12 protein-coding genes and 3 tRNA genes are annotated in these 14,023 nt (G+C 62.0%); all 15 read left to right on the top strand.

Annotated elements, in window-relative coordinates; all coding sequences use genetic code 11:
- Window positions 1-109: 109 nt before the first annotated feature.
- Window positions 110-1,573 (top strand): NAD(P)H-hydrate dehydratase, encoded by a 1,464-nt coding sequence (locus LDL28_RS04975; protein WP_233057483.1) that lies wholly within the window; start codon window positions 110-112, stop codon window positions 1,571-1,573.
- A gap of 80 nt (window positions 1,574-1,653) precedes the next feature.
- A tRNA-Leu gene (locus tag LDL28_RS04970) sits at window positions 1,654-1,738 on the top strand.
- A 96-nt stretch (window positions 1,739-1,834) separates the two neighbouring features.
- Window positions 1,835-3,172 carry a trigger factor gene (gene tig, locus LDL28_RS04965; protein ID WP_233057482.1) on the top strand — a complete coding sequence of 446 codons (1,338 nt, stop codon included), beginning with the start codon at window positions 1,835-1,837 and terminating at the stop codon, window positions 3,170-3,172.
- A 267-nt stretch (window positions 3,173-3,439) separates the two neighbouring features.
- The gene (locus LDL28_RS04960; protein ID WP_233059190.1) at window positions 3,440-4,075 is read left to right on the top strand and encodes an ATP-dependent Clp protease proteolytic subunit; all 636 of its coding nucleotides are present in this window, start codon (window positions 3,440-3,442) and stop codon (window positions 4,073-4,075) included.
- Window positions 4,076-4,205: 130 nt separating this feature from the next.
- Window positions 4,206-5,465, top strand: coding sequence for an ATP-dependent Clp protease ATP-binding subunit ClpX (clpX, locus tag LDL28_RS04955; RefSeq protein WP_183479083.1), 1,260 nt, complete (start codon window positions 4,206-4,208; stop codon window positions 5,463-5,465).
- Between the two features lie 158 nt (window positions 5,466-5,623).
- Window positions 5,624-8,110, top strand: coding sequence for an endopeptidase La (gene lon, locus LDL28_RS04950; protein ID WP_233057481.1), 2,487 nt, complete (start codon window positions 5,624-5,626; stop codon window positions 8,108-8,110).
- A gap of 181 nt (window positions 8,111-8,291) precedes the next feature.
- On the top strand, window positions 8,292-8,579 hold the full coding sequence (locus LDL28_RS04945; protein WP_025812342.1) for an HU family DNA-binding protein: 288 nt from the start codon (window positions 8,292-8,294) through the stop codon (window positions 8,577-8,579).
- 77 nt (window positions 8,580-8,656) lie between these two features.
- Window positions 8,657-8,731, top strand: a tRNA-Val gene (locus tag LDL28_RS04940).
- Window positions 8,732-8,773: 42 nt separating this feature from the next.
- Window positions 8,774-8,850, top strand: a tRNA-Asp gene (locus LDL28_RS04935).
- A 278-nt stretch (window positions 8,851-9,128) separates the two neighbouring features.
- Window positions 9,129-9,494, top strand: coding sequence for an NADH-quinone oxidoreductase subunit A (locus LDL28_RS04930; protein WP_233057480.1), 366 nt, complete (start codon window positions 9,129-9,131; stop codon window positions 9,492-9,494).
- Between the two features lie 23 nt (window positions 9,495-9,517).
- The gene (locus LDL28_RS04925; RefSeq protein WP_233057479.1) at window positions 9,518-10,096 is read left to right on the top strand and encodes an NADH-quinone oxidoreductase subunit B family protein; all 579 of its coding nucleotides are present in this window, start codon (window positions 9,518-9,520) and stop codon (window positions 10,094-10,096) included.
- 31 nt (window positions 10,097-10,127) lie between these two features.
- A complete protein-coding gene (locus tag LDL28_RS04920; protein WP_233059189.1) occupies window positions 10,128-10,763 on the top strand; it encodes an NADH-quinone oxidoreductase subunit C in 636 nt (211 codons plus the stop codon).
- Window positions 10,764-10,770: 7 nt separating this feature from the next.
- A complete protein-coding gene (locus LDL28_RS04915; RefSeq protein ID WP_233057478.1) occupies window positions 10,771-12,033 on the top strand; it encodes an NADH-quinone oxidoreductase subunit D in 1,263 nt (420 codons plus the stop codon).
- 5 nt (window positions 12,034-12,038) lie between these two features.
- The gene (locus LDL28_RS04910) at window positions 12,039-12,689 is read left to right on the top strand and encodes an NAD(P)H-dependent oxidoreductase subunit E (protein ID WP_233057477.1); all 651 of its coding nucleotides are present in this window, start codon (window positions 12,039-12,041) and stop codon (window positions 12,687-12,689) included.
- A 4-nt stretch (window positions 12,690-12,693) separates the two neighbouring features.
- Entirely contained in the window at window positions 12,694-14,019 is a 1,326-nt protein-coding gene (gene nuoF / locus LDL28_RS04905; protein WP_233057476.1) for an NADH-quinone oxidoreductase subunit NuoF, read from the top strand.
- Window positions 14,020-14,023: the final 4 nt, after the last annotated feature.

Below are 14,023 nucleotides of genomic sequence, written 5' to 3'. Positions count from 1 at the left end.
ATAAATCAGGGACAGGGGACGCTGGCAGGCGCGCCATGCCCGTTTTCCTGTTTCCTCTATCATGCGCAAGGCGGTTTTCGCAGTCAAAGTTGTTGGAAAGGGGAGGGAAATGTCCATAGCCGAACCAGAACAGGCCACCATCCACGCGCGCTTCATGCTGCCCGACCCGGCGGAGATGGGGCGGATCGACGCGGCGGCGGCGCGCGGCATCAGCGTCACGGTCCTGATGGAAAACGCGGGCCGCGCCGTCGCCCGCGCCATCCGGCGGCATACGCGCCCCTGCCGGGTGCTGGTGCTGTGCGGCCCCGGCAATAACGGCGGTGATGGCTACGTGACCGCCCGAAGGCTGGCGGAAGAAGGCTGGCCGGTTTCCATCGCCGCCCTGGCCGCCCCGCATCCCGGCGGGGATGCCGCGCGGGCGGCGGCGCTGTGGCGCGGCCCCGTCGTGCCCTTCACGCCCCAGAGCGTCGCCCGATTCGATCTGGTGGTGGATGCGCTGTTCGGCGCGGGGCTGAGCCGGGACATCGGGCCGGACGTGGCCAGCGTGCTGGGGGCCGCGCGCCGTGTGGTCGCCATCGACATGCCCACCGGCGTGGACGGGGCGACGGGTGCGGTGCGTGGGTACGCGCCGCAGGCGGAACTGACGGTAACGTTCTGCCGCCTCAAGCCGGGGCACCTGCTCCTGCCCGGACGCACCCTGTGCGGGCGTACCGTGCTGGCGGATATCGGCATTCCGGAAGGCGTGGTGGAGTCCCAGCCGATTCGGACATGGCGTAACGAGCCGGGCCTGTGGCGCACGCCGGCCTGCGGGGTGGACAGCTATAAATACAGCCGTGGGATCGTGAGCATATGCGGCGGGCGCGAGATGCCGGGGGCGGCGCGCCTGTCCGCCGCGGGCGCGCGGGCGGCGGGCGCGGGGCTGGTGCGGCTGGCGGCGGGCGACAGCGCGCCGGATTACCGCATGACCGCGCCGCCGGGCCTGATCGTGGATTCCGGGCCGCTTGATGAACTGCTGAAGGATTCGCGCCGCCATGTATGGGTGTGCGGTCCCGGCCTGTCGGTGGAGGAAGTCGCGGCGAGCCTGCCGGTGCTGGTGCGCGCGGGGCGCGACGTGATCGCGGATGCGGGGGCCTTCACCCTGGCGGCGGACCAGCCGGAGCGGCTGCGCGGGGCCGCCATCATCACACCGCATATAGGGGAGTTCTCGCGCGTGTTCGGCAAACCGGGGGTGGACCGGCTCGCGGCCGCCCGGCAGGCGGCGGCCCGAACCGGCGCGGTGACGGTGCTGAAGGGCCCCGATACCATCATCGCCGCCCCCGATGGGCGCGTGGCCATTAACGACCATGCGACCCCCATGCTGGGAACCGCGGGTTCGGGCGATACGCTGACGGGCATCATCGCGGCGCTGCTGGCGGCGGGCATGCCCCGGTGGGACGCCGCCTGCGCGGGGGTGTGGCTGCATGGGGACGCCGCCCTTCATGCCGGGGACTGGCCTGTGGCCGAAGCGTTCGACCTGCATGTGGGGGCCGCGCGGGCGCGGGCGGAGGCGATGGCGCAAAAAGTTTTCGCCTGAAAACGGCATTCGTTTCCCGTGGGATCTTGCCCCGTGGCCCATCGTGCGCTAAAGCCGCGCGCTTACAGCCTGGGCACAGTGCGGGCGTGGTGGAATTGGCAGACACGCCAGATTTAGGTTCTGGTGACGCAAGTCGTGGGGGTTCAAGTCCCTCCGCCCGTACCAAGATCCCGGCAAGTCGCGTTATGCGAGCAGGCGCGGTGGCCCGAGCGGCCTCTTGCGTTCTTTGACACGTTACTGACCGAGAGGATGGCCTGGCAGATGCAGGTTACTGAAACGCTTTCCGAGGGCCTGAAGCGCGGGTTTACCGTTACGGTGCCGGCGGCGGGAATCGAGAGCAAGCGCACCGCGCGCCTGAAAGAAGTTGGACAGACCATGAAGCTGCCGGGTTTCCGCCCCGGCAAGGTGCCCATGAGCATCCTGCAGCAGCGTTATGGCGAAGCCGTTCAGGGCGAGGTCATGGAGCAGGTTGTCAGCGAGGCGACCCGTGGCCTGCTGGACGAACGCGGCCTGCGTCCCGCCATGCAGCCCAAGGTCGATGTCGTGTCCGGCGGTGAGCCGGACAGCAAGGACGACCTGAAGTTCACCGTCGAATTCGAGGTTCTGCCCGAAATCACGATTCCGGACCTGTCCACCCTGTCGCTTGAGCGCCTCAAGGCCGAAGTGAACGCCGAGACCGTGGACAAGGCGCTGCAGGAAATCGCCAGCCGCCAGCGTGAGTTCGAGAAGATCGAGGAAGACCGCCCCGCCGCCAATGGCGATGTCGTGGTGGTGGACTTCGTGGGCAAGGTGGATGGCACCGCGTTCGAGGGTGGTTCGGCCGACGATGTGAATGTCGAGCTGGGCGGCGCCGGATTCATCCCCGGTTTCGCCGAGCAGATCGAGGGCATGAAGGCCGGTGACGAAAAAATGATCACCGTCACCTTCCCCGCCGATTACGGCGCGGAGCATCTGGCGGGCAAGGAAGCGACCTTCGACATCAAGGTGAAGGAACTCAAGCGCCCGATCGACGCCAAGATTGACGATGACCTGGCCAAGAAGCTCGGATTCGAGGGGCTGGAGCAGGTACGTGAACTGATCACCAAGCAGGTGACGCAGGAATACGACCAGCTTTCCCGCCTGCGCCTGAAGCGCGAACTGCTGGACAAGCTGGCTGAAAAGACGGATTTCCAGGCCCCTCCGGGCATGGTCGAGTCCGAGTTCGAGCAGATCTGGAACCGCATTGAGGAAGACCGCAAGGCCGGGCGCCTTGATGTGGAAGACAAGGAAAAGGACGACGACACGCTGCGCGCCGACTATCGCCGCATTGCCGACCGTCGTGTGAAGCTGGGCCTGCTGCTGGCCGAGATCGGTCGCGCCAACACCATCACCGTCACGCCCGACGAGATGATGCAGGCCGTCCGCGCCGAGGCGATGCGCTACCCCGGCCAGGAACAGGCCGTGTTCGAATTCTTCAGCAAGAATCCGCAGGCGGCTGATGGCCTGCGCGGTCCGATCTTCGAAAACAAGGTCATCGACTACATTGTCGAGCTGGCCAAGGTCGATGACAAGACCGTGACACCTGAAGAACTGGCGGAAATGCCGGAAGCCGACGTCTGATCCGTTCACACGGTATGGATGGCCCATACGGCGCACGGAAGGGGACTTCCGTGCGCCGTATGTGTTTGCGGGCAGGGCAGCGACACGCAGATTGTGGAGCCCGTTTCCGGTAAAAAGACAGGAATGGGGTGGTATCTGGCGTGTTTGTCTCTATTTTGTCATAAGTAACCGGGAAGGGACCGGCCGCATCCATAACTGCCCGTGCGTGTGCGCGCCGGGTAAGGGAGGCGGAACGGCCCCTTGCTTTTCAGGATCGGGAATATGGCTATGAGGGATCGGGATCCCGTAGAGATCTTCAATAACGCTCTGGTACCGATGGTGGTTGAACAGACCTCCCGCGGGGAACGGGCATTCGACATCTATTCCCGCCTTCTGCAGGAACGGATCATCTTTCTGACCGGGCCGGTCTATGACCAGGTGTCCGCTGTGGTGTCGGCCCAGTTGCTTTATCTGGAAAGCGTCAACCCCAGCAAGGAAATATCGTTCTACATCAACAGCCCCGGTGGCGTGGTGTCGGCTGGACTCGCGATTTACGATACCATGCAGTACATCCGCTGCCCCGTCAGCACGGTGTGTATCGGGCAGGCGGCCTCCATGGGGTCGCTGCTGCTGGCTGGCGGTGAAAAGGGGCGGCGCTTCGCCCTGCCGAACGCGCGCGTGATGGTGCACCAGCCTTCGGGCGGGGCGCAGGGGCAGGCCAGCGATATCGAGATTCAGGCGCAGGAAATCCTGACGATCCGCCAGCGCCTGAACGAGATCTACAAGGAGCATACCGGCCGCACGCTTGAGGAAATCGAGCAGAAGCTGGAACGTGACAGCTATATGTCGGCGGAAGAAGCGCAGGCGTTCGGCATTGTGGATGAAGTCGTCCGCCGCAACACGGCATCCAAACCGGCGGAATAGCCGATAACAGGGGAGGGCGTGCGCAGGCGCGCTCCCCGCCCGTATGGGTCAGGTCACCTGCGGCGTGCCGGGATGGTGCAGTCCGGCTGCAAGGTATGGAGAAGTTCCCCCTGCGGGAATAGGAGCGGTTATGAACAACAAATCCGGCGATTCCAAAAATACGCTTTACTGCTCGTTCTGCGGCAAGTCGCAGCACGAGGTCCGCAAACTGATCGCCGGTCCCACCGTGTTCATTTGCGATGAATGCGTCGAGCTGTGCATGGATATCATCCGTGAGGAGCACAAGACGCATCTGGTCAAATCGCGCGATGGGGTGCCTACGCCGCGGGAAATCTGCAAGATTCTGGATGATTACGTCATCGGGCAGAGCCATGCGAAAAAGGTGCTGTCGGTGGCGGTGCATAACCACTACAAGCGCCTCGCGCATGCGCAGAAGAACAACGATGTCGAGATTGCGAAATCCAACATCATGCTGATCGGGCCGACGGGTTCGGGCAAGACCCTGCTGGCCCAGACCCTTGCGCGCATCCTCGATGTGCCCTTCACCATGGCTGACGCCACCACGCTGACAGAGGCGGGCTACGTGGGCGAGGATGTCGAGAACATCATCCTCAAGCTGCTTCAGGCCGCTGATTACAATGTGGAAAAAGCCCAGCGCGGCATTGTCTACATCGATGAGATCGACAAGATCTCCCGCAAGTCGGACAACCCCTCCATCACGCGCGACGTGAGTGGGGAGGGTGTGCAGCAGGCGCTGCTGAAGATCATGGAAGGCACCGTCGCGTCCGTGCCGCCGCAGGGCGGGCGCAAGCATCCGCAGCAGGAATTCCTGCAGGTGGACACCACCAATATGCTGTTCATCTGCGGTGGCGCCTTTGCCGGACTCGACAAGATCATCAGTGCGCGCGGCAAGGGGTCGGGCATTGGCTTCGGGGCGGATGTCCAGTCCCCCGATGAACGCCGCACGGGTGCGGTGCTGCGGGACGTGGAGCCCGAGGATCTGCTGAAATTCGGCCTGATCCCGGAATTCATCGGGCGCCTGCCGGTTGTCGCCACGCTTGAGGATCTGGATGAGGCGGCCCTGATCGAGATCCTTACCAAGCCCAAGAACGCGCTGGTCAAGCAGTACGCGCGCCTGTTCCAGATGGAAGACGTGCAGCTTACCTTTACCGAGGATGCATTGCGCCAGGTCGCCCAGCGCGCGATTGCGCGGCGTACCGGCGCGCGCGGCCTGCGCGCCATTCTGGAAAGCATCCTGCTCCTGACCATGTTCGACCTGCCGGGCCTGAAGAATGTCGAGGAAGTGGTGGTCAACAAAGAAGTGGCGGAAGGCAAGGCGCAGCCCGTTTACGTCTATGGCAAGAACCAGCCGACCGAGCAGTCCGCCTAGGTCGGCAGTTCCGGTTCGCGCAAACTGCCATCACCGGGGTTGTGGTGGCGGGGCGTCGTGACAACATGAAGCTGTAGGTTGTCGCATATGCGGCGCAACGGATGGGCAGGCCGCAGAGCGGGTGTCCATCCGGGATCGTCCATCAGGAGGTCAAAAAAATGTCTGACACTGACAGACTGACACCCGTTCCCGAAGGGACGGAATCTCTCGAAAATACGGCGGGGACTCCGGTTCCCGCGACCCGTGAACCCGAAGATGTCACTAGCGGGCATGACACGATCGCCGTGCTGCCCCTGCGGGATATCGTCGTGTTCCCCCACATGATCGTGCCGCTGTTCGTCGGGCGGGAAAAATCGGTGCGCGCGCTGGAAGCCGTAACGCGCAGCGACAAGCAGATCCTGCTCGTCGCCCAGAAAAACGCCGCCCAGGATGACCCCACGCCGGACGATATCTATCGCTACGGTACGGTCTCCACCATTCTGCAGCTCCTCAAGCTGCCGGACGGGACGGTCAAGGTTCTGGTCGAAGGTGGCAGGCGCGCCCATATCACCGCGCTGCACGAGGTCGATGGCCATTTCGAGGCCGAGATCGCGGACGTGCCGGAGCAGGAAACCGACGGCAAGGAAGCCGAGGCGATCGGCCGCACACTGATCGGGCAGTTCGAGCAGTATATCAAGCTGAACAAGAAGATCGCGCCGGAGGTGCTGGTCTCGCTCAACCAGATCGATGATCTGTCCAAGCTGGCCGACACCATTGCCAGCCACCTGAACCTGAAGATTCCGGAAAAGCAGGAAATCCTTGAAATTCAGGATGTGAATGCCCGGCTGGAGCGCGTTTTCGCGCATATGGAAGCCGAGATCGGCGTGCTTCAGGTCGAAAAGCGCATCCGCAACCGCGTCAAGCGGCAGATGGAAAAGACGCAGCGCGAGTACTACCTGAACGAGCAGCTCAAGGCGATCCAGAAGGAACTGGGCGAAGGCGAGGAAGGCAAGGACGAGACCGCCGAGCTTGAGGAAAAGATCGCCAAGACCAAGCTGAGCAAGGAAGCGCGCGAGAAGGCGGTGGCCGAGCTGAAGAAGCTGCGGAGCATGAGCCCGATGTCGGCGGAGTCGACGGTGGTGCGCAACTATCTCGACTGGATTCTGGCCATTCCGTGGAAGAAGCGCTCCAAGGTGCGTCATGACCTGTCCGAGGCGCAGGAGGTGCTGGACAAGGATCATTACGGGCTGGAGAAGGTCAAGGAGCGGATTATCGAGTATCTGGCCGTGCAGAGTCGCGCGCAGAAACTCAAGGGCCCGATCCTGTGCCTCGTGGGGCCGCCGGGCGTGGGCAAGACCTCGCTGGCGCGCTCCATCGCCAAGGCGACGGGACGGCAGTATGTCCGCATGTCGCTTGGTGGCATGCGTGACGAGGCCGAGATCAGGGGGCATCGCCGCACCTATATCGGCTCCATGCCGGGCAAGATCATCCAGGGCATGAAGAAGGCGAAAACATCGAATCCGCTGTTCCTGCTCGATGAGATCGACAAGCTCGGCGCCGACTGGCGTGGCGATCCGTCATCCGCGCTGCTGGAAGTGCTGGATCCCGAGCAGAACGCCACGTTCGGGGATCACTATCTGGAGGTGGATTACGACCTGTCGGATGTGATGTTCATCACCACGGCCAACAGCCTGAACATGCCCCAGCCACTGCTGGACCGCATGGAGATCATCCGCCTGTCCGGCTACACGGAAGATGAGAAGGTCGAGATCGCGAAGCGGCACCTGCTGTCCAAGCAGACGGCGGCGAACAATCTCAAGCCCGGTGAGTGGTCCGTCACGGACGATGCCCTGCGCGAGCTGATACGCAGCTACACGCGTGAGGCGGGCGTGCGTAACCTGGAGCGCGAAATCGCGACGCTGGCCCGCAAGGCCGTGACCGAAATCGTGACCGGCAAGGCCAAGACCGTGGAAATCACGGCCGAGAACCTTGAGAAATACGCAGGGGTGAAACGCTTCCGCCATGGCGAGACCGAGTCGGAAGACATGGTCGGAGTCGTGACCGGGCTGGCCTGGACCGAGGTCGGCGGTGAAATCCTGACCATCGAAAGTGTGATGGTGCCCGGCAAGGGGAACATCAAGCTGACGGGCAAGCTCGGGGACGTGATGAAGGAGAGTGTCGCGGCCGCCCTGTCCTACGTGCGCAGCCGCGCGGTGACATTCGGCATCAGCCCCGACCTGTTTGAAAAGCGCGACCTGCACGTGCATGTGCCCGAAGGTGCCACGCCCAAGGATGGGCCGTCCGCCGGTATCGCCATGGCGACATCGCTGGTCAGCGTGATGACGGGCATTCCCGTGCGCAGGGATGTGGGCATGACGGGCGAGATTACGCTGCGTGGCCGTGTCCTGCCGATTGGCGGGCTGAAGGAAAAGCTGCTGGCGGCCCATCGTGCGGGGCTGACCACCATCTTCATCCCCAAGGATAACGAGAAGGACCTGATCGACATTCCCGACGCGGTGAAGGGGGCGCTGACCATCCTGCCGGTTTCACATGTGGATGAGGTGATCGGCCAGGCGCTGGTGGAAAAGCCCGAACCGATCGAGTGGACGGAACCCGTCACCCCCACCGGCACCGAAAGCACGGCAACGCCCGCATTGACGCATTAGGCGATAATGGGGCACGGGGTAGCGTCGCAAATGTGACATGAAGGAGAGGAATGACAGATATCTCTGTCATTCCTCTAATTCTGTTGGTTGACGTGAGAAAAAACAGCGGCATAGTGCGTGCAGAAATGCGGCGCGACTTTTAAACGATTGCGTGGGCGCACAGTACAAAGAAAGGCGTAAAATGGAGAAGCCACTTAACAAGCAGGAACTCGTCGCTGCGGTAGCCGAGGAAGCCGATCTGGCCAAGGCAAAGGCCAGCGAAGTGGTTGATGCGGTTTTCGGTGCGATTGAAAAGGCGCTGGCAAGCAAGCAGGAAGTCCGTCTGGTCGGTTTCGGTACCTTCGTGACGGCGACCCGCAAGGCGGCCAAGGGGCGTAACCCCCGCACTGGCGAGCCGCTGGACATTCCGGCTTCCACATCCGTGCGCTTCAAGCCCGGCAAGAACCTGAAAGAAGCCGTCAGCAAGTAAGACTGCTTCTTTCCAAAAAAAGGGGGTAATCCATTTTATGGGTTGCCCCTTTTTTTACAATCGCCTAGTAGGGTCGCGGGCGATTAGCTCAGCGGTAGAGCGTCTCGTTTACACCGAGAGGGTCGGCGGTTCGATCCCGTCATCGCCCACCATATTCTTCCCGCTCCCTTCATGGGGGTAGGGGACAGCACCATGCGGGTGTAGCTCAGTTGGTTAGAGCGCCGGCCTGTCACGCCGGAGGTCGCGGGTTCGAGCCCCGTCACTCGCGCCATATTCCGAATTCATTTTCTTTCGCGCCATTCCTGATACGCAGGTCTGGTGCTTTTTTTTGTGCACTATACACGAAAAAATGAAGTAAAAAATGGCGGTAAACTCTTGTTTATCAAATATTGACCGTTTTGGTCCTGTACCTTACCTCACAGTAATGTTCCTAAAATAACATGCCTAACCAACTGTTCCCTGCGGGGTGTAGGGTCTAGCATCTCCCGTGCCAGACATTGAGTCGATAAAGACACTGAGTGGCGCATTAACAGGTTGGGAACACGGAACATGCATTCCGTTATCGCTGATTATTTACCCGTGCTGATATTCGGGTGCATCGCAGTGGTGATCGCAGGCGCGATGCTGGGCAGTTCGCTGCTGTTCGGCCATCAGAAGCCCTATGCCGAGAAAACGTCCGCATATGAATGTGGTTTCGAGGCATTTGACGACGCACGTCATCAGTTTGACGTGCGGTTCTATCTGGTTGCAATTCTTTTCATCATTTTCGATCTCGAGGTTGCATTCCTTTTTCCATGGGCGCTCAGTCTGTCACGGATCGGGTGGTTCGGATTCCTGTCCATGATGGGCTTTCTGGGTGTTCTGGTGGTTGGCTTCATCTATGAATGGAGCAAGGGCGCGCTGGACTGGGATTGAACATGACAAGGGGAGGCGCACCAATGGGCCATGACATATCCGGGCCGGACCGGCCCGCTGACAGCATTGCCTGGAACCGCGAAATGCTGCCGCCGGGGGCGGAACAGGATGCGGTAATCAAGGGCATTACCGGGGAAATTACCGAAAAGGGCTTTGTGGTCGCCAATCTTGATAAATTGGTGAACTGGGGGCGCACCGGAAGCCTGTGGCCCATGTCCTTCGGGCTGGCGTGCTGCGCGGTGGAAATGATTCACGCCTACATGCCGCGCTACGATCTGGACCGCATGGGGATCATCCCGCGCGGGTCGCCCCGCCAGTCGGATGTCATGATCGTGGCGGGTACGCTGACCAACAAGATGGCACCCGCCCTGCGCCGGGTTTACGATCAGATGGCCGAACCGCGCTGGGTTATTTCCATGGGATCCTGCGCCAATGGCGGCGGGTATTATCATTATTCCTATTCCGTGGTGCGCGGCTGCGACCGGATCGTGCCGGTTGATGTGTACGTGCCCGGCTGCCCCCCGACGGCCGAGGCGCTGATTTATGGAATTCTGCAATTGCAGAAGAAAATTCGCAGGACAGGGACAATACGCCGTGGCTGATCCACAAAATGCTCCCGTAGCGGCGGCGGCCATGCCGGGCGTGGTGTCCGGTGGGCTGGGGGTTATCGCCTTCCGTCTGTCCACCACGGTTCCGGGCATCATTTCCGCCGGTATTGAAAAGGGCGAACTGGTGGTGCAGACCACGCGCGACCGGCTTGCGGCGCTCATGCTCATGCTGCGTGACGACCCGCGTTACGCCTGTGAACAGGTCATGGATGTATGCGGCGTGGACTTTCCCGACCGTGCCGAACGGTTCGACGTGGTCTACAACCTGCTGTCCGTCACCCATAACCACCGCATCCGCGTGATCGTGACAACGGATGAGACCAGCCCCGTGCCGTCCATGCACCGGCTCTGGCCCGCCGCCACGTGGTGGGAGCGGGAATGCTACGACATGTTCGGCATCCTGTTCACCGACCAGCCCGACCTGCGCCGCATCCTGACGGATTACGGGTTCGAGGGGTACCCGCTGCGCAAGGACTTCCCCCTGACCGGGTATGTCGAAATGCGTTATGACGAGGAGCGGCGGCAGGTTGTCTATGAGCCGGTCGATCTGGTGCAGGATTTCCGTAATTTCGATTTTGAATCGCCCTGGGAAGGTATCCTGACGCTGCCCGGCGACGAAAAGGCGCATGCGGACCGCCAGAATTTGAAACGGCAGGGATAGGCGACAGATGAGCGATAGCGACGTAACCCTTCGCAGCGATGTGGCTGTTCCGGATTCACTCCTGCCGGAGGACGACAAGGGCGAAGTAAAGCGGCATGTGGTGGAGATCGACTCCCACGCGGTCAATTTCGGCCCGCAGCACCCATCCGCGCATGGTGTGCTCCGGCTGGTGCTGGAAATGGAGGGCGAAGTCGTCGCCCGCGCCATTCCGCATGTCGGCCTGTTGCATCGCGGCACGGAAAAGCTGATCGAGTACAAGACGTACCCGAAGGCGCTGCCGTATTTTGACCGGCTCGATTATGTCTCCCCGATGTGTGAGGAGCATGCCTTCGCGCTGGCGGTTGAAAAGCTGCTGGGTATCGAGGCCCCGGATCGCGCCCGCTGGATCCGGGTCATGTTCGCCGAGATCACCCGCATCCTGAACCATATCCTTAACGTGACGGCGCTGGGGCTGGATTGCGGTGCGCTGACACCGGCGCTGTGGGGATATGAAGAGCGCGAAAAACTGATGGAGTTTTACGAGGCCGTATGCGGCGCGCGCTTTCATGCCAACTACTTCCGTCCCGGTGGTGTCGCACGCGATCTGCCCGCCGGGCTGGAGGAGCGTATTGCCGACTGGGCGCGCACTTTCCCCCAGTGGATCGACGATCTGGAATCGCTGCTGACGGGCAATCGCATCTGGAAACAGCGCACAGTCGGTATCGGCGTGTTCACCACCGAACAGGCGCTGGCCTGGGGCTTCAGCGGTCCCTGCCTGCGCGCATCGGGCGTGCCATGGGACCTGCGGCGCAGCCAGCCATATGACAATTACGACAAGGTGCAGTTCAACGTACCGGTGGGGCGGCAGGGCGACTGCTATGACCGTTACCTGATCCGTGTGGCGGAACTGCGTGAGAGCGTGCGCATCATCAACCAGTGCCTGGAGCAGATTCGCCCCGGCCCGGTGAAGGTGCAGGATCACAAGATCTCGCCACCGCCACGCCGTGAGATGAAACGCTCCATGGAAGCGCTGATCCATCACTTCAAGCTCTTTACCGAAGGCTATCACGTGCCGCCGGGCGCCACTTACACCACGGTCGAAACCCCCAAGGGGGAGTTTGGCGTGTATCTGGTGGCCGATGGCAGTAACCGGCCGTACCGCTGCAAGATCCGGCCCACGGGTTTTGCCCATCTCCAGGCAATCGACGAAATGTCGCGTCGGCACATGCTGGCTGATGCCGTAGCCATTATCGGATCACTTGATCTGGTGTTTGGCGAGATTGACAGGTGACCAAAATGTCCGTCCAGTCCGACGCGCCCCAGGGCGTGGAACCGACCCATTTCGCATTTGACGAGGAAAGCGAACGGCAGATCGCTACGATCCTTGCCAAGTATCCGCCCGAGCGCAAGGCGAGCGGCACGCTGCCGCTGCTCTATGTGGTGCAGAACCAGATGGGGCGTACCACGGGAAGTGCGTGGGTGCCCCGTATTGCCATGGATGTCGTGGCGGCGCGGCTTGAGGTGGCGCCGATCCGTGTTTATGAGGTCGCGACCTTCTATTTCATGTTCAATACCCAGCCGATTGGCCGCTACCATCTGCAGGTATGCACCACCACGTCATGCTGGCTGCGTGGCTCCGATGATGTCACCGCCGCCTGCAAGGCCGCCACGGGCATCAGCAATTTTGGTGAAACCAGCAAGGACGGCCTGTTCACCCTGACCGAGGTCGAATGCCTTGGCGCCTGCGCCAATGCGCCGGTCCTGCAGGTTGACAATGATTATTACGAGGATCTCGACGGTCCGCGCACCCACGAACTGATCGAGGCGCTGCGTCGCGGTGAACGGCCCCCGGCCGGCTCCACCACCGGACGCATGACGTCGGCCCCGGCGGGTGGGCGCAAGGTGCTGGTCGGTGACGCGGCGCAGAAGCCGCAGGGGCAGGGGTAGGATCATGCTTCAGGACAAGGACCGCATCTTTACCAACCTGTATGGTCAGAACGACTGGAAACTGGCGGGTGCGCGCGCACGCGGCGACTGGGACAATACGGCCGCCATTCTGGCCCGTGGGCCTGATGCCATCATTAACGAGATGAAGGCTTCCGGGTTGCGTGGGCGTGGCGGGGCAGGCTTTCCCACCGGCGTCAAATGGTCGTTCATGCCCAAAAAGAACGATGGTCGGCCGCATTACCTCGTCATCAATGGTGATGAGTCGGAGCCGGGTACCTGCAAGGACCGCGAAATCCTGCGCCATGACCCGCACAAGCTGGTGGAAAGCGCGCTGATCGCTTCCTTCGCCATGGGCGCGCATGCGGCCTATGTCTATATCCGCGGTGAGTTCTATAACGAGGCCGAACATCTCCAGGTCGCGATTGACGAAGCCTATGCCGCGGGCCTGATCGGCAAGAACGCCTGCGGTTCGGGGTGGGATTTCGATTTCTACATCCATCGCGGCGCGGGTGCGTATATCTGCGGCGAGGAAACGGCCCTGCTGGAAAGCCTTGAGGGCAAGAAGGGCCAGCCGCGCATGAAGCCGCCCTTTCCCGCGGCGATGGGCCTGTATGGTTGTCCCACTACGGTCAACAATGTGGAAAGCATCGCGGTTGCCGCCACCATCCTGCGTCGCGGCGCGGCATGGTTCGCCGGGCTGGGGCGCCCCAACAATGCGGGCAGCAAGCTCATGGCCATATCGGGCCATGTGAACACGCCCTGCGTGTTTGAAGAAGAACTTGGCGTTCCGATGAAGGAAATCATCGAAAAGCATGGCGGTGGCGTGCGCGGCGGGTGGGATAACCTGCTGGCGGTCATCCCCGGTGGCTGTTCGGTGCCCATGTTGCCGCGTTCGGTCTGCGATACGGTGCTGATGGATTATGACAGCCTGCGCGCCGAAGGTTCCGGCCTTGGCACCGGATGCATGATCGTGATGGACAAGTCCACGGACATCATCGCGGCCATCGCGCGGTTCTCCAAGTTCTTCAAGCATGAAAGCTGCGGGCAGTGCACCCCGTGCCGCGAAGGTACCGGCTGGATGATGCGGATTATGGACCGCATGGTCGAAGGCCGCGCCGAGATCGAGGAAATCGACATGCTCGAGCAGGTGACCCGTCAGGTGGAGGGGCACACCATCTGCGCGCTGGGTGATGCGGCGGCCTGGCCGATCCAGGGGCTGATCCGTCGTTTCCGCCCGGTGATGGAAGAGCGCATCCGCGCCTACAAGGTGGCGCATGGCAGTGGCCGGAGCGTGCAGGTGCCGGCTGGCATGGTTGAAGCTGCGGAGTAGGAAC

The organism is Komagataeibacter sp. FNDCR2 (assembly GCF_021295395.1).
Taxonomy (GTDB): domain Bacteria; phylum Pseudomonadota; class Alphaproteobacteria; order Acetobacterales; family Acetobacteraceae; genus Komagataeibacter.
The sequence above is the reverse complement of the archived record's forward strand: the minus strand, read 5'-3'. Positions and strand labels throughout refer to the sequence as shown.